Here is a 19999-nt window from a genome sequence, read left to right on the forward strand (position 1 = left end):
TTCAAATGGGCCCGCTCAGTCCAGCGGAAGCGCCGCGCTCAGCGCTTTGAGCAACTGGGCTTCGCTGAACGGTTTCATCAGGCAGTCCACCGCGCCATGGCGCATCAGTTTCTGCCGCTCGCCGGCATCGCCCTGGGCCGTGATGAAAATCACGGGGATGGCATGGCCGTGCAGCTTGAGGGTCTTGTGCAGTTCCGGGCCGGACATGCCCGGCATCGCCACATCGAGGATCAGGCAGCGGGTGTCGGCCACATCGGGCGATGCCAGAAAGGCTCGCGCCGAAGAAAACGCCTGGACCGCAAACCCGAACTCATTGAGCAGGTCCGGCAGGGACTCGCGTACCGACTCGTCATCATCGACGACCGCGACAAGCAATGGCTTTTCCATCAGATACCCTCCCTGGTATCGGTCACCGGGGGCAGGGTGAATTGAAACGTGGCGCCAGCCCCGTTATTGAGGCTGGCCCACAGCGCCCCGTCATGCTGCTCGATGATCGAGCGGCTGATGGACAATCCAATGCCCATGCCGGTGGTCTTGGTGGTGTAGAACGCCGTGAACAGACGCTCGGCGTCCAGCGGGTCGAAACCGCAGCCGTTGTCCTTCACGGCAAGGCAGACGTGCTGGTGTTCGTCCAGGCCGGTGGTGACGTACAGGTGCCGCGCGCGGCCAGTCATGGTGTTCATCGCCTCGGTGGCATTCAGAATCAGGTTGAGGATCACTTGCTGCACGTGCACGCGGTCGGCCTTGACCCGCGGCAGGTGGTCGGCAAGTTCCGGGTGCAGGGTCACGCCATTGCGCTGCAGTTCGCTGAGCAGCATGGCGATGACTTCCCGCACGGCTTCGTTCAGGTCGACGTTTTCGAGGGTGATGTCTTTTTTCGAAAACAACGCGCGCAGCCGGTTGATCACATCGGCGGCACGGTTGCCATCGCGGATGGTGCGCCGCGCGGTTTCCAGGGCTCCGCTGACATTCGGCGGGTCGGCGCCCAGCATGCGCAGGCAGGTACTGGCATTGGTGATGATGCCGGCCAGGGGCTGATTGACTTCGTGGGCAATCGAGGCGGTCACCGCGCTCAGGCTGGCCACCCGCGCCAAGTGCGCCAGTTCCGAGCGCACCTTGCTCAGGGTTTCTTCCGATAACCGATGCTCGATGGCGCTGCTGGCCGCGAGCATTTCGGCACGTTTGCGGTCTTCGATATCGGTGTTCTCGCCATACCAGCATGTCACCGCGCCCCAGGCATCGCGCTGCGGCACCGCACGCACGAGAAACCAGCGATAGTCGCCGTCGAAGCGGCGCAGCCGGGTTTCGTATTCTCCGGCTTCGCCGGTTTGCAGCAACGCACCCCAGCGCTGGGCCAGGGGCTCGGCGTCGTCGGGGTGCACTGCGCGCGCCCAGCCGTCTCCGCGCGCCTCGTCCAGGCTCATGCCGGTGAAATCGCACCAGCGCTGGTTGACGAAACTGACGCTGCCATCGGGCGCGGCGCTCCACACAAACCCGGGGATGGCATTGATGATGGTGTTCAGGCGGTCCTGGGAGGCGCTGACTTCGGCCAGCGTACGGGCGATCAGGGCTTTGTCGCGCTTCTGTTCGTCGATGTCCACGCTGATCACCCACCAGCGCAGGATCGTGCCTTGGTCATCACGCATCGGTTTGCCGTCGCTGACGAACCAGCGGTAAGTGCCGTCCGCTTGTTGCAGGCGCAGCTCCTTGCGATAGGGCTGGCCACTGCGCACCGCGTCTTTCCAGGCGTTGACCGTGCCGGGCAGGTCTTCCGGATGCACGGCCGACAGCCAGCCCGCATCGGCGGCCTGCTGTGCGCTGTGCCCTGTGTAGGCGCACCAGCACTGGTTGACGCAGTCGACGCCGCCGTCCTCCCGGGTGGTAAACGCCAGGCCAGGCAGCGCATCGACGACGCGATCGAATTCATTCGACATTCCGCTTCTCTATCTACAGGCGCCGTGGGGGGCAGGATGCCCTGTGGGCCGGCGTTCGCCCATCATACTTAGGTGTCACATGCCGCACGCGGCGGCCATCGGGCGATACCTTGGTGTTATCGCTGGCCGGCAGGGGTTCTGTTCTGATGGGGCCGCGCATCCCGACCGCGCCTCTCTCAACTCTCAGGAACTCTGCGATGACTGCCAACAAGAAAGTACTTTATACCGCCAAAGTCCACACCACCGGTGCACGCGATGGCGGCACCTCGCGCAGCGACGACGGGCGCCTGGACATCGTCCATTCCCTGCCGGGCTCCAAGGGCAGCGGCACCAACCCCGAACAGTTGTTCGCTGCCGGCTGGTCGGCCTGTTTCGATGGTGCCCTCGGGCTGGCGGCACGCAAGCTGAAGGTCGAACTGCCGAGCGACGTGGCCATCGATGCCGAAGTCGACCTGTGCCTGGAAGGCGATGCTTACTTCCTGCGCGCGCGCTTGAACGTCAGCCTGCCGGGGCTGGAGCGTGACGTGGCACTGGCAATGATCGAGGCCGCCCACCAGACGTGCCCGTATTCCAAGGCCGTGCGCGGCAACATCGAGGTGGTGCTTAACCTGGTGTGAATGTAAGCCACTGTATCCAGCAGGGTTGAGGTTACACAGCCTTTCAAACCACCCGCTTTGCCGACATGCCGTGGATACACGGGCTGCACAGCATTGAGACAGGTTTCAGCGCCCTCCGGCGCTGACGGATCTCGAAGGCTGTGAACACGATGAAAGCGGTAATGATCGACACATTTGGAGAGCCCGACGTCCTGGTCGTGCAAGAGACGACTCTTGCACGACCAGGGCCTGGGCAAGCACGGGTTCAGGTGATGGCCGCCGGTGTGAATTTCATGGACACCGGCGCCCGTCGGGGCCTCGGCGCCGCCGGCGCGTTGCCGATGACACTGGGCGCGGAAGGCGCGGGCGTGGTGCTGGCGACCGGGCCGGACGTGACCGAGGTGGCGCCGGGTGACCGGGTGGCCTGGTATTTCGTACCTGGCAGTTATGCCCAGCAGGTGATCGCCCCCGTCAGCCAGTTGGTGCCGCTGCCCGAAGAGATCGACTTCGAGACGGCTGCCGGCCTGATGATGCAGGGGCTGACCGCGAGCAACCTGGTGTTCGATGTGCATGCCATCCAGAAGGGCGACGTGGCGTTTATCCATGCCGCCGCCGGTGGCGTGGGGCTGATGTTGACGCAAATGGTCAAGCTGCTGGGAGGCAAGGTCATTGGCCGGGTGTCCCATGCCGACAAGGTCGATGCCGTATTGGCTGCCGGCGCCGATTACGCGGTGATCGGCCACGCCGGGCACATCGCCAGCCAGGTCGAGCGGCTGGTGGGCACCCATGGGGTGAACGTGGTGTACGACGGCACGGGCAACGAAGGCTTCAGCGAATCGATCAACCTGCTGGACTACTTCGGCACCCTGGCGCTGTATGGCCCGTTCATGGACCCGATCGCGCCGATCGATATCTTCTCCATCCCGCGCAGCATCAAGCTGACCTACCCGGTGGTGATGCACCACGTGCGCACTCGCGAAGCCTTGCTTGCGCGCGCGCAGCAATTGTTCACCTGGGTGAGCACCGGCAGGCTCAACGTCACTATCGGCCAGCGTTACCCCTTGGCGCAGGCGCATCAGGCCCATCGGGATATCGAGTCGCGTCGGACCACGGGCAAGCTGATCATCCTGCCTCAGGCGTAGGCCGGCGGTTTCGCCCGATCAGCAGGGCCGCCAGCAGCTGGCTGCCCGCATAGAAGGTGAACAGGTCTTGAGGGCGCCACTGGGCGTCGAGCAACACCCCGGCGACCGTCGGCGACAGGATCGCACCCAGTCGCCCGGTGGCCAGCACCAGGCCCACGCCCCGGGTGCGCACCGCGCTATCGAACGCCTGGGGCGCCATCACGAACAGCGCGGCGACGGCGGCATACAGCGACAACCCCACCGTAAACCCCATCACCACCGCCAGCGCCGGAACATGGGCGACCGAGACCATCGACAGCATCAGCAGGGCATTGAGCAACAGGCATGCCCCCAGCAGTCGATGGCAACCCAGGCGATTGGCGCCCAGGCCCAGCAGCAATGCGCCGCACATACCGCCGAGGGTGAGCAGCATGCCGCCGGTGATGCCGTGCCGTTCGGAAAAACCGCCCAACGTCAACAGCATGGGCGTCCAGCTCATCACGAAGTAAAAACCGAACATCAACAAGAAACACACGGCTGCCAGGGTGCAGGTCGACTGCCAATGCCCGCGGCTGATCAGGTCGCGATAGCGCGGGGCAGGGTGTTCGATCGCCAGCGGTGAGGCGGACTCACGCAGCCATCGCGCGCCGATCGCAGCCACCAGCAACGTCAGGCCGCCCCCGGCCAGAAACACATAACGCCAGCCGAGGCTGTCGTTGAGCCGATGCGCCAGCAGACCGCCCAGGGTCACGCCCAGGGCAAAGGCCACCGATTGCAGGGCAATCCCGAGGCTGCGATGGCGCGGTGGCGCATGGTCGTGAGTGAGTACGTTGGCGCACACCAGCACGGCGCCCACGCCGAGACCGGTGAGCATGCGCAGGCACAGCAAGCTGTAAAACCCCTGGCTCCAGAACCCCAACAACATTGTCACGCCGCTGAGCGACAGGCTGGCCAGCACCACGGGACGCCGCCCGAAGCGCTGCGTCATCGCACCGACACACAATGAGCCGCCCGCCATGCCCACCAGGCTGGCGCTGAGCAGCAGGCCCGCCTGGGCCGCGCTCAATGACCACAGCGCCGCCACGCGGTGCACCGTGAACACCATGGCCATCGCATCCAGGCCGTCGATCACATTGAACAGCATGCACAGTCCCACCACGGTCCACGCGGCGCGGCCTGTCGAGGTCCTGTGTATCGCCGTGCCGATTGCCTGTTCACTCATCTGTAGCGGGTCCTGTTCTTATCGAAGGTGGATGGCAGCATCGGGCGGCGGCGCTGGCAAGTCATACCAAGGTATCGACCGACACCTACGTGCAATCGTCCCCCGCTGGCGCCGATGGTCTGATCGGCCTCGCACAGGCCATCAGGGCGCCGTGCGCCGACAGGAGATCCATCATGCTTGCAGCTTCGTCCCTTTCCCTCCGGCTTCGCTGCCAGGCCTCGTTGCTTGGCCTGGCGCTGCTCGCCGGCAGCCACGCCGCGTGGGCGGCTTCCGATGCCATCCGTCCCTACCGCATTCACGTCGATGACGCGCAACTGGCTGACCTGCACAAACGCATCGCCGCCACCCGCTGGCCCGACAAGGAAACCGTCAACGACGTTTCCCAGGGCGTGCAACTGGCGCAGGTCCAGGCGTTGGTCAAGTATTGGGGCAATGGCTACGACTGGCGCAAGGCCGAGGCCAAGCTCAATGCACTGCCTGAATTCATCACCACCATCGACGGTGTCGACATCCAGTTCATTCACGTTCGCTCGCGCAACCCCAACGCGATGCCGCTGATTCTGACCCATGGCTGGCCGGGTTCACAGTTCGAATTTCTCAAGACCATTGGCCCGCTGACCGACCCGGTGGCCTACGGTGGCCGCATCGAAGACTCATTCGATGTGGTGATCCCGTCGATCCCCGGCCATGGTTTTTCCGGCAAGCCCACCGAGCTGGGCTGGGGCCCGGACCGCGTCGCCAAAGCCTGGGATGTGCTGATGAAACGCCTGGGCTACAAACACTATGTGTCCCAGGGCGGCGACCACGGTTCGGTGATTTCCGACGCCCTGGGCCGCCTGGCGCCTCCCGGTCTGCTGGGTATCCACTTGAACATGCCGGCGACCGTACCGCCGGAGCTGGTCAAGCCGATCAACAGTGGTGAGCCGGCGCCTGCCGCGCTGACGCCGGAAGAGCGCAAGGCGTACACCTCGCTGAGTACCTTCTTCGGTCGCAACGCCGCCTATGGCGCAATGATGGTGACTCGTCCGCAAACCATCGGCTACCTGCTGGCCGACTCGCCGGCGGGCACGGCGGCCTGGATGTACGAGAAATTCGCCGCCTGGACCGACAGTGATGGCCAGCCCGAGCGCGTGCTCAACCGCGATGAAATGCTCGATGACATCAGCCTGTACTGGCTGACCAACACCGGTGCGTCCTCCTCGCGTTTCTACTGGGAGAACAACAACAATAACTTCAGCGCCGCCGCGCAGAAGACCGACACCATCAAGGTGCCGGTGGGCATTACCGTGTTCCCCCACGAGATTTACCAGGCGCCGAAAACCTGGGCACAGCGCGCCTACCCGTCGTTGTCGTACTACAACCAGGTCAGCAAGGGTGGGCATTTCGCCGCCTGGGAGCAGCCGCAATTGTTCAGCGAAGAACTGCGCGAAGCCTTCCGGCCATTGCGTGCGGCGGCCAAGCCCTGAGCCTCCATCAGGCTCGACAGGTCTCCAGGCGCGCCTGAAGCTGGCGCAGGTCCTGGGTGTCGAAGCCTTCCGAAAACTGCTCGCGGCACTGGCTCAGCAAACGCTGGGCCTCGCTGCCGCGACCTTGCGCCTGCCAGCGCGCGGCAAGATCGAGGCTGCTGCGCAATGCCCAACTGCGCGAGCCCTGCTGTTGGCTCAGCGCCAGGGACTCCTCCAGCAACGCCTCGGCCACGCGCTGATCGTCGGGCACCAGGCTGGCTTGCAGGCGCAGCAGTTCGGGCAGGGCGAAGGCATCGCCGCTGCGCCGGCAGTGGGCGAGGGTGGTGTCGACCTGCACACGGGCCTTGTCGAGCTGGCCTTCCAGTATCAGGCCTTCGGCGAGGGCAATTTCAAACGTGGTGGTGAGCAGTTCGTAGCGCATGCCGCGCAGGCGCGCCAGGGTTTCTTCGAGCATGGCCACGGCATTGCCGGGCTGCTGCGCGCGAATGGCGATGGCGGCGCCAATGCCCGTGGCGGCGGCGATGTAGGGGCCAAAGGCATTGTCTTCGGCGATGGATTTGAAGGTGTGCAGGCGTTCGGTGGCGATGTCCAGGTCGCCGGTCCAGATGTAGATTTGCAGAGTCCAGACCAGCGCAATGCACGAGGTGGCGGCGTGGTCCAACTCGGCCGCCTCGCTTTCGACTTGCTGCGCACGCGTCCTGGCCTGGTCGGGAAAACCCATCAGCCACAGTGTGCGCGCCAGGCTCAGGCCGGTGCGGTTGCGATGGTCGAAACCGTAGTGAATGGTGAGGCTGCGTTGCGCCGGCAAGGTGTTGCGCAAGGAGCGTTCCAATGCCTCGCGCGCCAGCACCTGATTGCCCAACAGGTGATAGGAAATGCCCGCCAGCGAAGCGGCCACGGCAATGGCTTCGGGCTTGCCGATCACGGCGCCGACCTCTACCGCGCGTTCGGCCCAGGCCAGGGACGCGGCGAAGTCGCCGATGCGCTCGTAAAAGATCTGCAAGCGCCCCAACAGGCGCAATTGGGAGCGGTGATCATGCAGGCTGACGGCAATGTCCAGGGCCCGCAACAGGGCTTTCTCCGCCGACGCGCTGTTGCCCTTGGTGAACATCAGCACCAGGCCGAGGGCCGCCTGCAATTCCATTTCGGTTGGGGTGCCGAAAAAGCCGAGTTCCAGCAGCTCCGTGGCGCGCGCGCACCAGGTGCGGCATTCCACCAGCAGCGAAAAATGCAGGAACAGTTGCGCGCTGGCCGCCGCCAGCGGCAAGGCCAGGCCGGGGTCGCCCTGGGGGCCGAAGCTCCATTCCAGGGCGCTGCGGATATTGCCCAACTGGGTGCCCAGCCGTGCGGAACTGTCGAAGATGTCGTAGGGGTTATCGCCCAGGTGCTTGAGCAGTTCCATGTGGTACGCCGCGTGTCGAAAGGCTAGCGTGTGGACCTGTGCAGGGCCGCGCGCCAGCAGTTTTTCCCGGGCGTAGGCGCGGGTCATTTCCAGCAACCGATAGGCAGCGGTGGCGTTGCTGCGGTCCACGCTGACCAGCCCCTTGGCGGCCAGCTCGTCCAGTGTCGCTGCGACGCACAGGGAATCGATCCAGTCATCGGCGGCGATGTGCGAGGCCGCCTCCAGGGAAAACGGTCCGACGAACACCGCCAGGCGATCGAATACCAGGCGCTCGTTGACCGCCAGCAGGTCGTAGCTCCAGTCGAGCATCGCGCGCAGGGTCTGATGCCGTGGCTGGGCGGTCCTGCGGCCTGCCCAGCCCAGGGAAAAGCGCTCGCCAAGCAGGGTGTGGGTGGCGTGCACGCCATGCACGGCGACGCGCACGGCAGCCAATTCGATGGGCAGCGCCATGCCTTCCAGGCGTTGGCACATGTCGGCGATCAGGTGGGTATCGCAGGGCGCCAGGGTCAGCGCGGTGTTGCTGGCGCAGACCCGTTCGATAAACAGCTGCACGGCGGGAAACGCCAGCAGTTGCTCAACGCTCAGGCCCTGCAATTGCTCGGGAAACCCCAGCGGGCTGAGCCGGTACACATGCTCTGCGCGGGCACGCAAAGGCTCGCGGCTGGTGGCCAGAATCGTCACGCCAGGGGCCGCATCGCGGATCTGCTCGACGATGGTGCAGACGGCATCGATCAGATGCTCACAGTTGTCGATGATCAGCAGCAGCCGTTGCGAACGCAGGTGCGCGAGCAACACCCGCATCGGTTCTTCGGCCTGTACGGCAATGCTCAGTGCACTGGCGAGGGCGACGAGCACCAGGTGATCATCCTCGACCTGGGCCAGGTCGACGAAGTACACGGGGCTATCCTCAGCGCCGCGATGGCCGATTTCCACCGCCAGGCTGGTCTTGCCCACGCCGCCGGGGCCGACCAGGGTCAGCAGCCGGGGTTGCAGCAGTTGCACCATGACCCGCGCGGCGTCCGCGTCGCGGCCAATCAAACCGGGGCGCGGCGGCAAGTCGCCGACGCTGGCCGTCCGCTTGGGGCTCTGTTGCGTGGCGAGGACGGCGGCGACACGGGTGATCGGCGCCACGAATGCATAGCCGACGCCCATCTGGGTATTGATGTAGCGTGCGCCGTCTTTGCCCTCGCCCAGAATGCGGCGCAGCCCGGTCATATGAAAACGCAGGCTGCCTTCCTCGACGACGAAGTGGGGCCATACCAGGCTCATCAACTCGCGCTTGGACACCACACACCCGGGACGTTCGAGCAAGGCGATCAGCAGGTCGAACGCGCGACCGCCAATCTCCACCGGCACGCCATTCTTGGTGAGCAGGCGTTTGCCGGGCACCACGTGGAAGGGGCCAAAGGCAAAATACACATCTGCGGATTCAGGCTGATCGTCAGGGGCGAATGGCACGACTATCGGGCTCTCGACAAAGGCAAGGCAGGTTCAGGTGCGTTGGCCGGGGCCGGCTTGAGCAGCGGCGTCAGGCAAAGCATGAAGGCTAGCACGCCGAACAGCAGCGCATAGGCCAGATCGTAGTTGCCCGTGTAGTCGCGCAACGCACCGAAACATAGCGGGCCCAGGGCCGCCACCAGGTAGCCGACAAACAGCATGAACACCGTCCAGGCGCCGGCCTCGGCAGGGGTGGTGGCGTTGTCCAGGGGCAAGGTCATGCCGACGGTGAACGACATCCCCAGGCCAATCGCTACCAGCCACACATACAGCGTTGGCCAGGCCGCTGGCGCAAACGCCATGCCGGCGGTACCCAGCAGGGCGATCAGCGTACAAATGGCCAGCAGGCCACGCCGGTCATGGGCCTTGCCGGGTATCAGGCCCGCGCCGACGCTGGCGACCGCGAACACGGCGGTGAACAGCCCAAGCAGGGTACCGGCGGACAAATGGGTCACGGCCCGTTCGGTGGACGCCGGCGCGAGCCAGGCAAAGAGGGCATAGACCACGAATTGGCTGGCGCCGAAATACAGCGCCACCAGCCACGCTTGCGGGTTGCTCCACGGCAGCCGTACCGAGCGGGCAGCCTGGAGCGCGGGCTGGGCAGTGCCGGCGGCGAACCGCCTGGCCATCCACAGCCAACTGATCACTGCCGTGACGCTCAACAGGCTCCACAGGCCAGCGCCCACGCGCCAGGAGTCGACGAGTTCGGTAATGGGCGCGGTGAACAGTGCCGAAAGGGTTGCCCCCACGCTCAAGCCCGCGGCATAAATGCCCATGAAAAACGCCGGTCGGTGGGCAAAGTGGGTTTTGATCCAGCCGCCGATCAAGGCCCCGGCGATGGCGATGCCGACACTGATCACAAAGGTGGTGAGCAACAGTGACGTAGCGTTTGGCGACAGCGCCCGCAGCAGACAGGCAACCCCGATCAGCACCAGGGCCGCGATCACGCAGCGGTCGGTGCCGAAGCGCCGGGTGAGCGTGGGGGCCAGCAGGGCGAGAATGCCCATGCACACGTCCGGAATCGAGGTGAGCAAGGCTGCCTGGGTGAAGCTCAAGTCAAATTGATCCTGGATCAACAGCAGGATCGGCCCGATGGACACGATGGCCGGGCGCAGGGCGATGGACAGCACCAACAGGCCGATGACGGCGGCCAGGCTGTGTTTGTCGGTGGAGGTCATGTCTGTGTGCTCTTCGAAAGGATGAGTCGAGCGGATCGTAGCAATGTGAAACAATCGACAAATGCCAGCTTGTATCGACAAAGTGACAACCCATGGAAACGCGATGAAGCAAGATGCCCGCACCGTCGGTAAGCCCGGCGGTTTGAACGGTCGCAGCGAGGACTACCTGGATTACCAGGACGTGCCGCGCGTGCTGACGGCGCTGGTGCGCGACCAGGCCGCCGGTGCCTACAACCCGCCGCACACCCACCGCCACGGCCAGTTGTTGTACGCGGTCAGCGGGGTCATGCGCGCGGTGGCCCAGGGCAGCCTGTGGTTCCTGCCGCCCAAGCGGGCCCTGTGGATTCCCGCCGAGGAAGAGCACGACCAGTTGATGCTCACGCCGGTGCAGATGCGTTCGATCTATATCCAGGCCGACGCGGCCGCCTGTTTTGGCGACCGTTGCCGGATCGTGGATGTTTCGCTGCTGCTGCGCGAACTGATCCTGGTGCTGGCCAATGAACCCATCGAATATGCCCTCGACGGTCGCAATACCCATGTGGTGGCGTTGATCCTCAGTGAATTGGCGGCGGCCCGTACGTTGCCATTGCAGATCCCCTGGCCGGTGGATCGCCGGCTGCGGGTGGTGTGCAACGCGATTCTTGAAGCACCCGGGCAAACCCATCGGGTTGAATATTGGGCCGACACGGTGGGGGCCAGTTCGCGGACCTTGATCCGTCTGTTTCTCAAGGAAACCGGCCTGACCTACCGCCAGTGGGTCCAGCAAGTGCGCCTGGCCTGCGCCCTGGAGCGCCTGGAAAACGGCGAACCCATCGGGCGGATCGCCCAGGAACTGGGTTACCTCAGCGCCAGCGCCTTCAGTGCGATGTTTCGCCGGGCCACCGGTGCTTCACCCCGCGAGTTTCTGGTCCGTGGCTGAGGGCGAGGACGCCTCGCAGCGCGGGAGCGCCAACTGCGCGCACAACCCGCCGCCTTCGCGGTTGTACAAGGTCAAGGTGCCTTGCAGGGAGTACGCCAGTTGCTGCGCGATCGCCAGGCCCAACCCGGTGCCCCCGGTGTTGCGGTTGCGCGAATTCTCCACGCGATAGAACGGCTTGATCACCTCGCAGAGCTGCGCCTCGGGAATGCCGGGGCCGCGATCCAGGATCTGGAGCAGCAGGCAGGCGTCGGAATGGAGCACGACGTTGACGGTGACCTGGTTGCCGAACTTCAGTGCGTTGTCCACCAGGTTCACCAGCACCCGGCGCAAGGCGTGGGGGCGTGTGTCGATGACGGTGCCGGTCGGCGCGCTGAGCACCACCTGTTTGCCCACGTCTTGATAGTCGAATACGAGGCTGTCCAGAAACGAATGTAGATCGACGCGGCGGCTGGGCTCGACGGTGCCGTCCATGCTGCGCGCGTAGGCCACGCCTTCGCGGACCAGGTGCTGCATTTCGCTGAGGTCGTTCCACAGTTTTTCCCGTTCTACCGACTCTTCCATCAGTTCGGCGCGCAGTTTCATGCGGGTGATGGGGGTTTGCAGGTCATGGGAAATGGCGGCCAGCAGTTGCATGCGCTCCTTGATATGGGTGGCGATGCGCTCTTGCAGGGTGTTGAAGGCGACCGCGGCATAGGCCACTTCGGTGGGCCCGCTTTCATCGAGGCGAGTGCCGCCGCCATTCGGGTCCAGGCGGTCGACGGCATTCGCCAGGCGGGTCAGGGGGTCAACGGCGATGCGCACGGCCAGCAGGGTGCAGCCGAGCAACAGTAACAGTTGAATCCCCAGGACCAGCGGCAACCAGGGTGACAACGGCGAAACCTCTGGCCGTACGTCAATGGTCAACGGGGTGCCGTCGCGCAGGCGCAGGTGCGCCTGATAATGCGGGCGTTTGTCGGGGATGGTAGTGAAGGTCAGCGGGTAATCCTGGCCCAGAATGGCTTCCAGCGAATGGGCGGAGGCGGGCGCCGTGGCCATGTTCATCGGCTGGCCGGGCAGCCCTTCGTCCAGTTGGTAGCGGTAGGTGGCGTGTTCGAAACGGGGCAACCAGGCGTGACGCTCCTCGGCGGGCAGGCGTTCGAGCATGGCAATCGTGGTGTTGATGTCCTGTTCGAAGTTGCCCAGCATCAGCGACATTGCACTCTGGTAGCGCTCATAGAACTGCAACCCGAACGACAGGCCGTGGGCGATGACCAGGCTGGTCAGGAAGATCAGGGTCAGGCGTGAGGCCAGGGAGCGCGGCCAGCGCGGCCCGTTCATGAGGCTTCCCCGAGGATTTCCACCGGGTAGGTGAACACATAACCTTCGCTGCGCACGGTCTTGACGTAGGCCGGGTCGCGGGCGTCGTCCAGCAGGCGCTGGCGCAGGCGACTGACCAGCAAGTCGATGGAACGGTCGAACAGGTCGGCATCGCGGCCCTGGGTGAGGTTGAGCAATTGGTCGCGGCTGAGCACTCGCTGGGGGTGATCGACGAAGACCCGCAACAGCCGGTATTCCCCGCCGCTCAGGTTGACGATAGTGCCCTGGGCGTCCATCAGGTGCCGCGCCGTGGTGTCCAGCCGCCATTTGCCGAAGGCCAGCAGGCGGCTCGCCTCGCTGACCACCAGGTTGGGGGGCAGCGAGCGCGCGCGGCGCAATATCGCATTGATGCGTGCCAGCAGCTCGCGGGCGGCGAAGGGTTTGGCCAGGTAATCATCGGCGCCCATTTCCAGGCCGATGATGCGGTCGGTCTCGTCACTGCGCGCGGTGAGCATCAAGACCGGCGTGGCCTTGTGTTTGCCGGCGCGCAATTCGCGGCACAGTACCAGCCCGTCATCGCCCGGCATCATGATGTCGAGCACGATCAGGTCCACCACCGTGGCGTCGAGCAGGGCGCGCATCTGTCGACCGTCCGAGGCGACCGTGATGCGCAGGCCGTTTTTCTTCAGGTAATTGCTCACCAGCTCGCGGATCTCGCGGTCGTCGTCGACAACCATAATGTGATCGATATGGTCCATCTGGCTCACCCCAGTAGTTCGATGGCGCGGGCAACGCCGGCGCCATAGGCAGGATCGGCCTGGGTGCAGTGCCGGATATGGCGTTCCTTGGCCGCAGCACTGGCGCCCTGGATCGAGCGGGCGGTGTTGTCGAACAGCGCCTGTCGCTGGGTCGGACTCATCAGGCGAAACAGTGCGCCGGGCTGGGAGAAGTAGTCTTCGTCTTCGCGATGATTCCAGTGCGCTGCGCTGCCGTGCAGGGTCAGCGGCGGTTCGCGGAAATCGGGTTGTTCGACCCATTGCGCGTGGCTGTTGGGCTCATAACCCGGGGTGCTGCCGGCATTGCCGTCGGTGCGCATCTGCCCGTCGCGGTGGTAGCTGTTGACCGGGCAGCGCGGGGCGTTCACCGGGATCTGGTGGTGGTTCACGCCCACGCGGTAACGCTGGGCATCGCCATAGGCGAACAGGCGCGCCTGGAGCATTTTGTCGGGCGAGAAGCTGATGCCCGGCACCACGTTGGCGGGGTTGAAGGCTGCCTGTTCGACATCGGCAAAGTAGTTGTCGGGGTTGCGGTTGAGCTCCAGCACGCCGACTTCGTGCAGCGGATAATCCCGGTGCGGCCAGACTTTGGTCAGGTCGAACGGGTTGATCCCGTAGGTGCCGGCATCGGCCTCCGGCATGATCTGTACGTAGAGTTTCCATTGCGGGAAACGGCCTTCTTCGATGCTGGTGTACAGGTCTCGCTGGGCGCTTTCGCGGTCATTGCCGACTACGGCGTTGGCCTGTTCGTCGGTGAGGTTCTGGATGCCCTGGGCGGTTCGCCAGGTGAATTTCACCCAGGAGCGCTCGTTGGCCGGGCTGATGAAACTGAAGGTATGGCTGCCAAAGCCATGCATGTGTCGGTAGGACTGCGGCAAGCCACGGTCACTCATCACAATCGTGACCTGGTGCAAGGCTTCGGGCAGCAAGGTCCAAAAATCCCAATTGTTCCGGGCACTGCGCATGTTGGTGCGCGGGTCACGTTTGACGGCGTGGTTAAGGTCGGGAAATTTCAGCGGGTCGCGCAGGAAGAAGACAGGGGTGTTGTTGCCCACCAGGTCCCAGTTTCCCTGTTCGGTGTAGAACTTGATCGCGAAACCGCGAATATCCCGCTCGGCATCGGCGGCGCCGCGTTCGCCCGCTACCGTGGAAAACCGCACGAAGATATCGGTGGTCTTGCCCACCTGGGAGAACAGGTCGGCCTTGGTGAAACGGCTGATGTCGCGGGTGACGGTAAAGTGGCCAAAGGCACCGGAGCCCTTGGCGTGCATGCGCCGTTCGGGGATGACTTCGCGGTCGAAGTGCGCGAGTTTTTCCAGCAACCAGACGTCTTGCAGCAGCACGGGGCCACGGGGGCCGGCGGTTTGCGAATTATTGTTGTCGACTACAGGTGCGCCGGCGGCTGTCGTCAGATTTTTCATGCTCGATTCCCTTTGTTCTGGTGGTTGTGTCAGATGCCATCAAACCAGACCCCTCAGAACGCGGCGATTGCACGTAGGTATCGAGTCCTGAGCGTCAACTCAAGACGAAGCTCACCTCGATGTTGTGGCGCGTGGCTTTGGAGTAAGGGCAATTGCGGTGGGCCGCTTCGATCAGGCGGTGGGCTACCCCGGGGTCGATCTCGGGCAGCGACACGCGGATCAGCGCTTGCAGGAAAAAGCCTTGTTCTCCGTGCAGCAGGTCAACCTGGGCCTCGATCGCTGCGGTTGCCGGAAACGCAATCTTGCGGGCGTTGCAAGCGTGGCGCAGCGCGGCCAGCAGAGACGCCGACCAGCACACCGCAAACAATTGTTCCGGGTTGGTGCCGCTGCCGGGGGCGCCGGGCGGGGAGAGTTGGACATCGAGGCGACGATCTTCGCTGTGCCCCGCGCCCTCTCGACCGCCGATGGTGAAGGTGTGACTGGAATACAGAATGTTTTCGATGCTCGGCATGGGCCTGTCCTGGGAAAGCTGACGGTGTGGGCACTGGGCTTAAATGGCCCACTGCAAGTGGGGAGGCGTCGATAGCGGGGCGGTGCTCGCGGCGGGCGTGTGATCGAGCAGCGTGGCGCGGGCGATGGTGAGCAGCCAGGCGCGAAAGGGGGTGGTCGAGTCGTAGTCCGCGCGGTGTTCCAGCACGGCCATGAACGCTTCGCGAGCCAGGCTTTCAACGCGCTCGGGCCGGATGCGCCCGACCTGGGCCTGACCTTCATAAAATGCGAGCAGGAGTGGTGCGATGTGCGTCGAGAGCCGCCGTGCGGCGCTTCGGTCGCCCTTGACCACCTGCGCCATCAATGTGCACAGCCCTTGATTGGAGAGCCGGTCTTCCTTGCACAGGCAGTGGCCGCGATCCTCTTCGGTCATGGTTGCATCCCTCTTGACGGCTGACGGTGGTGAGCGTCAAGAGTGATGCCTTGTGGGATTTTTTACCCGTTATGCGGTGTTAGCAGTTATTAGTCGAACCGCTCACAGGCCCTGTCGGTGCCGATTCGTGGCTGAACGCCTCCAGCTCGCGCACCAGGCTCCGGGCAGCCAGGCTGACCAGTTCACCGCCTTTTTCCGGTGTGGCCTGGCCTGGGTCCGAGCCCATGCGGCCGTCGGGGAAACGTGCGCGAAAGTCATGGGCCTCGCGAATCGGTCCGGAATTGGCGATTTGCGGTGAATAGCTCGCGGACTTGATCGAGTCGGGGTAAGCCCATTGGGTGACCGCGATCTCCGAAGGGGTGGCATGGATGCCATGGCCGGTGGGGAATTGCTGGTTGGCCAGGGCGCCCACGCCTTCCAGGTCCCACCAGTTGGTCAGTTTCAAGGCAAAGCCGGCGGGGCGCCGGGCGAAACTGGCTTCGGCGTACAGCTGAGAAAACGCCGCTTCGATCGAGGCAATGTTGCCGCCATGGCCGTTGAGAAAGAAAATTTTCTCGAAACCATGGGCGACCAGGGAGCGGGTCCAGTCCTCGATCGCGGCAATAAACGTGGAGGGGCGCAGGGTGATGGTGCCGGCAAAGCCGAGGTGATGTTGCGCCATGCCGATATTGAAGGTGGGGGCGATGAGAATATCGGCGTTTTCCTGCGCCTGATGGGCAATGATTTGCGGGCACATCCAGTCGGTGCCCAACAGGCCGATGGGACCGTGCTGTTCGTTGGAACCAATGGGGATGACGATGGTGCGGCTGCGTTCGAGGAATTGCTCGATTTCAGACCAGGTCGACAGGTGTAAAAGCATGGTGGCCTCACTGTTCAGCAGGGCTCCCGGGGGAGCGTGATGGAGCATCGGGTGTGCCGGGCCATCTCATCACGGGGGGTGGGCTGCGGACATTGCACGATGGTGTCGATCAGCGGGCAGGGTGCCGGTCTATGCTTGTTCGAGAACCCCGGGGCACTCCCGGGTTCCGCCGCGGACTAAGCAACAGGGCCTGCACGGGCCCGTAGCTTTCTGACATGGACCGGACATGAACCCAACCAACCTGCAATTCAAGACGCTGGTGCTGCTGCTGGCACTGGTGACCATCGCCTTTATCTGGATATTGCTGCCGTTCTATGGCGCGGTGTTCTGGGCGGTCATCCTGGGCATCATCTTCGCCCCGATGCAACGCCGCCTCCAGCTGCGCCTTGGCTGGAACCGCAACCTCACGTCGCTGACCACCTTGAGTGCGTGCCTGGTCATCGCGATTCTGCCGGTGATCATCACCAGCGCGTTGCTGGTGCAAGAAGGCGCAACGCTCTACAAGAATATCGAGAGCGGCAAGCTCGACGTGGCCGGCTACATCGAGCAGTTCAAGAACGTGTTGCCGCCGTACTTCCAGCACCTGCTGGACCGTTTCGGCATGGGCAATCTGGAAGGGCTGCGGGAGAAGATCGTCAAGAGCGCGATGCAGGGCAGTCAGTTCTTTGCGTCCCAGGCCTTCAGTTTTGGCCAGGGCACCTTCGATTTTCTGGTGAGTTTTTTCATCATGCTGTATCTGCTGTTCTTCCTGCTGCGCGACGGCCCGGAGCTGGTGCGCAAGGTGCGCACGGCGGTGCCGCTGGCCGAGCCGCAAAAACGCCGGTTACAGCTCAAGTTCAATCGGGTGGTGCGCGCGACGGTCAAGGGCAGCGTGCTGGTGGCGGTGACCCAGGGAGCGTTGGGTGGTTTGATCTTCTGGTTTCTGGACATTCCCAGCGCATTGCTCTGGGCGGTGCTGATGGCGTTTCTGTCGCTGCTGCCGGCGGTGGGCGCGGGGATTGTCTGGGGACCGGTGGCGGCCTATTTCCTGTTGAGCGGCGCGATCTGGCAGGGCGTGGTATTGGCCTTGTTCGGCGTGTTCGTGATCGGTTTGGTCGACAACGTGTTGCGCCCGATCCTGGTGGGCAAGGACACCCGCATGCCGGACTACCTGATCCTGATCTCGACGCTGGGCGGTCTGTCGGTGTTCGGTCTTAACGGGTTTGTGATCGGGCCGCTGGTGGCGGCATTGTTCATGTCCACCTGGGCGCTGTTTGTCGAAAGCAAACCAAGGGTCAAATTGCCATTGCCTTGAACCTCAAGCGTGGAGCCGGAAGCGGGCGACGTGTTGCAGTTGTTGTTCGGCGTCTGACAACGAGGTGAGCGGGCCGCTGATGGCTTCGCCGTCGCGGACCAGGTACCAGCAGGCGAGCAGGCCCAGTTCCCGAAGGGGAGCGGGGACGGCGCTGCCGATGACGGACATGATCTGAATAGTGGGCATGGGAGACCTCCAATAACTATGGAGGTCACCTTACGGGCCCGGGGCGCCGGGGTGAAATCACCTGTCTCGATAGTCGACATCGACGTGAGGCGTCAGTCCACCACCTGGTCAAGCATGATCACCACTTCCTGCTCGCTGACCAGGCCCTTGCGCACCAGGTTTTGCGCCAGCAGCGCGAGGAACTTCGCGCTGCGGTGGCCTTCCAGGTGTTTGAGCTCGGTGAGGGCGCTGTAGACCTTGCTGGACGTACACAGGCCAGCGGTGCGGTGCGGGTTTTGCGTGGGCATGGTCAGTCGTCCTTGTTGTTATAGGGTGGACAGGGATCGATAGTGGAAGCACGTTGTGACGCAAACATGACAGTGCGAGCACCGCTCGGGCAAGTGGCCATTGGTATCAATCATGAGCGATTACCCCTGAACCATTGTCCCCACAGCGACCTTGACGCGGCCAATTCAGACCCGGCGCACAAAAAAAGGCCCCGCGTGAGGGCGGGGCCTGTTTTGAATGGCATCGGTCCGACGTTTACCAGCCGCGACGGTAATAGCCATGGGGAGGACCGTAGTAGTAGCCGCGCGGTGGACCGTAATACACCGGCGCCGGGCGGTAATAGACCTGTTGCTGCACATACACCGGTGGCGGCGGAGCGTAGTAGACCGGCGGCGGGGCGGCATACACCGGTTGCGGCTGAACATACACGGGCTGCTGCACATAGACTTCACGTGGCTGGCTCGCCACGACGGAGCCCACCACGGCGGCGCCGATCAGCCCACCCAAGACGGCCGGGCCACCCCATCCACCACCGTGGGCGGAGGCTTGGCCTGCCATAGCGAGTGCACCGATAAGCAAGGCGATCTTGGGGATTGTACGAATCATGGTCATTCCTCGGTTAGCCCCTGCGCTTGTGGTCCGCAATCAATAGACTCAAGTAATGTCGCGGGGATACTTTTAAGACAACGTATTTCTGAAAAACAGCACAGCCGATAGGTAAAGGTTGTGTAAGGTCTGTACCGATTTGCTTACTCAAAGGAGTTATTCATGCAGATGCACCCCAACAAGGACACCCAATTGTGCATGTCATTGTCGGCGCGCCCCGGGAATTTTGGCCTGCGTTTCCATAACCACTTGTACGAACAGCTGGGTCTGAATTTCTACTATAAAGCCTTCAGCAGCCAGGATTTGCCCGGCGCGATCGGTGGTATCCGCGCCCTGGGCGTGCGTGGTTGCGGGGTGTCCATGCCCTTCAAAGAGGCGGCCATCGCCCTGGTGGACGAATTGGACGAGTCGGTGAAAGCCATCGATTCGCTGAACACCATCGTCAACACCGGCGGCCACCTCAAGGCCTACAACACGGACTACATTGCCGTTGAGCAATTGCTGAAAAAACACCAGGTGCCCAAGGACTCGACCTTCGCCCTGCGCGGCAGTGGCGGAATGGGCAAGGCCGTCGCCAGCGCCCTGCGGGATGGCGGCTACGCCAACGGCGTGATCGTGGCGCGCAACGAAGCCGCAGGCCGTGCCCTGGCGCGCAACCTGGGGTACGAATGGCAGGCGGACCTCGGTAAATTGCGCCCGCAGATGCTGATCAACGTGACGCCCATCGGCATGACCGGCGGTGCCGAGGCCGATGCACTGGCCTTTGACGCAGACGCGGTGGATGCCGCCGAGACAATCTTCGATGTGGTAGCGATCCCCGCCGAAACACCGCTGATCGTGCGGGGTCGAGCCCAGGGCAAGCGGGTGATTACCGGATTGGAAGTGATCGCCATCCAGGCGTTGGAGCAGTTTGTGTTGTATACCGGGGTTCGTCCGACACAGGCGCAGTTCGAGGCGGCAGTGGCGTTTGCCCGGGGTTAGTGGACACATGGAGAACCCATGTGGGAGCAGCAAAAACATCTTCGTAGCCTGACATA

General features: G+C 63.8%; 20 protein-coding genes. 6 read left to right on the forward strand and 14 right to left on the reverse strand.

Annotated features, from left to right (window positions below):
* Positions 1 to 15: 15 nt before the first annotated feature.
* Together ACW9IN_RS09665 and ACW9IN_RS09670 are read right to left on the reverse strand one after the other, a co-directional pair.
* Positions 16 to 387: a response regulator transcription factor gene (locus tag ACW9IN_RS09665; protein ID WP_457365675.1), complete on the reverse strand. Its 372-nt coding sequence runs from the start codon at positions 385 to 387 to the stop codon at positions 16 to 18.
* Entirely contained in the window at positions 387 to 1934 is a 1548-nt protein-coding gene (locus tag ACW9IN_RS09670) for a PAS domain-containing sensor histidine kinase (RefSeq protein ID WP_457365676.1), read from the reverse strand. Before ACW9IN_RS09670 ends, ACW9IN_RS09665 begins: the two co-directional genes overlap by 1 nt.
* Before the next feature lie 197 nt (positions 1935 to 2131).
* Here ACW9IN_RS09670 and ACW9IN_RS09675 point away from each other — a divergent pair, with 197 nt between their 5' ends.
* Positions 2132 to 2551, forward strand: coding sequence for an organic hydroperoxide resistance protein (locus ACW9IN_RS09675; RefSeq protein WP_457365677.1), 420 nt, complete (start codon positions 2132 to 2134; stop codon positions 2549 to 2551).
* 161 nt (positions 2552 to 2712) lie between these two features.
* The gene (locus ACW9IN_RS09680; protein ID WP_457365678.1) at positions 2713 to 3672 is read left to right on the forward strand and encodes a quinone oxidoreductase family protein; all 960 of its coding nucleotides are present in this window, start codon (positions 2713 to 2715) and stop codon (positions 3670 to 3672) included.
* On the opposite strand, the gene ACW9IN_RS09685 is transcribed toward ACW9IN_RS09680, so the two are convergent.
* Positions 3653 to 4873, reverse strand: coding sequence for an MFS transporter (locus ACW9IN_RS09685; protein WP_457365679.1), 1221 nt, complete (start codon positions 4871 to 4873; stop codon positions 3653 to 3655). The two genes, ACW9IN_RS09680 and ACW9IN_RS09685, sit on opposite strands and share 20 nt — an antisense overlap.
* A gap of 173 nt (positions 4874 to 5046) precedes the next feature.
* Between ACW9IN_RS09685 and ACW9IN_RS09690 the strand changes: the two genes are divergently transcribed.
* Positions 5047 to 6339 carry an epoxide hydrolase family protein gene (locus tag ACW9IN_RS09690; protein ID WP_457365680.1) on the forward strand — a complete coding sequence of 431 codons (1293 nt, stop codon included), beginning with the start codon at positions 5047 to 5049 and terminating at the stop codon, positions 6337 to 6339.
* Positions 6340 to 6346: 7 nt separating this feature from the next.
* Here ACW9IN_RS09690 and ACW9IN_RS09695 read toward each other — a convergent pair whose 3' ends face one another.
* Positions 6347 to 9199, reverse strand: a complete 2853-nt coding sequence (locus ACW9IN_RS09695) for an ATP-binding protein (RefSeq protein ID WP_457365681.1) — start codon at positions 9197 to 9199, stop codon at positions 6347 to 6349.
* A gap of 2 nt (positions 9200 to 9201) precedes the next feature.
* Entirely contained in the window at positions 9202 to 10416 is a 1215-nt protein-coding gene (locus tag ACW9IN_RS09700; protein WP_457365682.1) for an MFS transporter, read from the reverse strand.
* Between the two features lie 103 nt (positions 10417 to 10519).
* On the opposite strand from ACW9IN_RS09700, the gene ACW9IN_RS09705 reads away from it, so the two are divergent.
* Positions 10520 to 11335, forward strand: a complete 816-nt coding sequence (locus tag ACW9IN_RS09705) for an AraC family transcriptional regulator (protein WP_457365683.1) — start codon at positions 10520 to 10522, stop codon at positions 11333 to 11335.
* On the opposite strand, the gene ACW9IN_RS09710 is transcribed toward ACW9IN_RS09705, so the two are convergent.
* From ACW9IN_RS09710 to ACW9IN_RS09735, 6 genes are all read right to left on the reverse strand, one after another.
* On the reverse strand, positions 11306 to 12652 hold the full coding sequence (locus ACW9IN_RS09710; RefSeq protein ID WP_457365684.1) for a sensor histidine kinase: 1347 nt from the start codon (positions 12650 to 12652) through the stop codon (positions 11306 to 11308). The two genes, ACW9IN_RS09705 and ACW9IN_RS09710, sit on opposite strands and share 30 nt — an antisense overlap.
* The gene (locus ACW9IN_RS09715) at positions 12649 to 13389 is read right to left on the reverse strand and encodes a response regulator (protein WP_457365685.1); all 741 of its coding nucleotides are present in this window, start codon (positions 13387 to 13389) and stop codon (positions 12649 to 12651) included. Before ACW9IN_RS09715 ends, ACW9IN_RS09710 begins: the two co-directional genes overlap by 4 nt.
* A 5-nt stretch (positions 13390 to 13394) precedes the next feature.
* Positions 13395 to 14828, reverse strand: a complete 1434-nt coding sequence (locus ACW9IN_RS09720) for a catalase (protein WP_457365686.1) — start codon at positions 14826 to 14828, stop codon at positions 13395 to 13397.
* A gap of 94 nt (positions 14829 to 14922) precedes the next feature.
* On the reverse strand, positions 14923 to 15339 hold the full coding sequence (locus ACW9IN_RS09725) for an Ohr family peroxiredoxin (RefSeq protein WP_457365687.1): 417 nt from the start codon (positions 15337 to 15339) through the stop codon (positions 14923 to 14925).
* 39 nt (positions 15340 to 15378) lie between these two features.
* Positions 15379 to 15750, reverse strand: coding sequence for a sigma factor (locus ACW9IN_RS09730; protein WP_457365688.1), 372 nt, complete (start codon positions 15748 to 15750; stop codon positions 15379 to 15381).
* A 79-nt stretch (positions 15751 to 15829) separates the two neighbouring features.
* Positions 15830 to 16609, reverse strand: coding sequence for a creatininase family protein (locus ACW9IN_RS09735; RefSeq protein ID WP_457365689.1), 780 nt, complete (start codon positions 16607 to 16609; stop codon positions 15830 to 15832).
* Between the two features lie 226 nt (positions 16610 to 16835).
* Between ACW9IN_RS09735 and ACW9IN_RS09740 the strand changes: the two genes are divergently transcribed.
* On the forward strand, positions 16836 to 17903 hold the full coding sequence (locus tag ACW9IN_RS09740; RefSeq protein ID WP_457365690.1) for an AI-2E family transporter: 1068 nt from the start codon (positions 16836 to 16838) through the stop codon (positions 17901 to 17903).
* Between the two features lie 3 nt (positions 17904 to 17906).
* On the opposite strand, the gene ACW9IN_RS09745 is transcribed toward ACW9IN_RS09740, so the two are convergent.
* The 3 genes from ACW9IN_RS09745 to ACW9IN_RS09755 form a co-directional block, all read right to left on the reverse strand.
* Entirely contained in the window at positions 17907 to 18089 is a 183-nt protein-coding gene (locus ACW9IN_RS09745; protein WP_457365691.1) for a hypothetical protein, read from the reverse strand.
* 92 nt (positions 18090 to 18181) lie between these two features.
* Positions 18182 to 18376, reverse strand: coding sequence for a hypothetical protein (locus ACW9IN_RS09750; protein WP_457365692.1), 195 nt, complete (start codon positions 18374 to 18376; stop codon positions 18182 to 18184).
* Between the two features lie 235 nt (positions 18377 to 18611).
* Positions 18612 to 18968, reverse strand: a complete 357-nt coding sequence (locus ACW9IN_RS09755) for a hypothetical protein (protein ID WP_457365693.1) — start codon at positions 18966 to 18968, stop codon at positions 18612 to 18614.
* A gap of 156 nt (positions 18969 to 19124) precedes the next feature.
* Between ACW9IN_RS09755 and ACW9IN_RS09760 the strand changes: the two genes are divergently transcribed.
* On the forward strand, positions 19125 to 19943 hold the full coding sequence (locus ACW9IN_RS09760; RefSeq protein WP_457365694.1) for a shikimate 5-dehydrogenase: 819 nt from the start codon (positions 19125 to 19127) through the stop codon (positions 19941 to 19943).
* The last annotated feature ends 56 nt before the right edge of the window (positions 19944 to 19999 follow it).

Source organism: Pseudomonas sp. SDO5271_S396, from assembly GCF_054071795.1.

Bases quoted from the DNA above. Each gene is read 5' to 3' on its own strand.
- ACW9IN_RS09680 (WP_457365678.1), top strand. From the start codon at position 2,713: ATGATCGACACATTTGGAGAGCCCGACGTCCTGGTCGTGCAAGAGACG.
- ACW9IN_RS09725 (WP_457365687.1), bottom strand. From the start codon at position 15,339: ATGCCGAGCATCGAAAACATTCTGTATTCCAGTCACACCTTCACCATC.
- ACW9IN_RS09685 (WP_457365679.1), bottom strand. From the start codon at position 4,873: ATGAGTGAACAGGCAATCGGCACGGCGATACACAGGACCTCGACAGGC.
- ACW9IN_RS09735 (WP_457365689.1), bottom strand. From the start codon at position 16,609: ATGCTTTTACACCTGTCGACCTGGTCTGAAATCGAGCAATTCCTCGAA.
- ACW9IN_RS09720 (WP_457365686.1), bottom strand. From the start codon at position 14,828: ATGAAAAATCTGACGACAGCCGCCGGCGCACCTGTAGTCGACAACAAT.
- ACW9IN_RS09700 (WP_457365682.1), bottom strand. From the start codon at position 10,416: ATGACCTCCACCGACAAACACAGCCTGGCCGCCGTCATCGGCCTGTTG.
- ACW9IN_RS09715 (WP_457365685.1), bottom strand. From the start codon at position 13,389: ATGGACCATATCGATCACATTATGGTTGTCGACGACGACCGCGAGATC.
- ACW9IN_RS09675 (WP_457365677.1), top strand. From the start codon at position 2,132: ATGACTGCCAACAAGAAAGTACTTTATACCGCCAAAGTCCACACCACC.
- ACW9IN_RS09690 (WP_457365680.1), top strand. From the start codon at position 5,047: ATGCTTGCAGCTTCGTCCCTTTCCCTCCGGCTTCGCTGCCAGGCCTCG.
- ACW9IN_RS09755 (WP_457365693.1), bottom strand. From the start codon at position 18,968: ATGACCATGATTCGTACAATCCCCAAGATCGCCTTGCTTATCGGTGCA.
- ACW9IN_RS09745 (WP_457365691.1), bottom strand. From the start codon at position 18,089: ATGCCCACTATTCAGATCATGTCCGTCATCGGCAGCGCCGTCCCCGCT.
- ACW9IN_RS09760 (WP_457365694.1), top strand. From the start codon at position 19,125: ATGCAGATGCACCCCAACAAGGACACCCAATTGTGCATGTCATTGTCG.
- ACW9IN_RS09665 (WP_457365675.1), bottom strand. From the start codon at position 387: ATGGAAAAGCCATTGCTTGTCGCGGTCGTCGATGATGACGAGTCGGTA.
- ACW9IN_RS09750 (WP_457365692.1), bottom strand. From the start codon at position 18,376: ATGCCCACGCAAAACCCGCACCGCACCGCTGGCCTGTGTACGTCCAGC.
- ACW9IN_RS09740 (WP_457365690.1), top strand. From the start codon at position 16,836: ATGAACCCAACCAACCTGCAATTCAAGACGCTGGTGCTGCTGCTGGCA.
- ACW9IN_RS09705 (WP_457365683.1), top strand. From the start codon at position 10,520: ATGAAGCAAGATGCCCGCACCGTCGGTAAGCCCGGCGGTTTGAACGGT.
- ACW9IN_RS09670 (WP_457365676.1), bottom strand. From the start codon at position 1,934: ATGTCGAATGAATTCGATCGCGTCGTCGATGCGCTGCCTGGCCTGGCG.
- ACW9IN_RS09730 (WP_457365688.1), bottom strand. From the start codon at position 15,750: ATGACCGAAGAGGATCGCGGCCACTGCCTGTGCAAGGAAGACCGGCTC.
- ACW9IN_RS09710 (WP_457365684.1), bottom strand. From the start codon at position 12,652: ATGAACGGGCCGCGCTGGCCGCGCTCCCTGGCCTCACGCCTGACCCTG.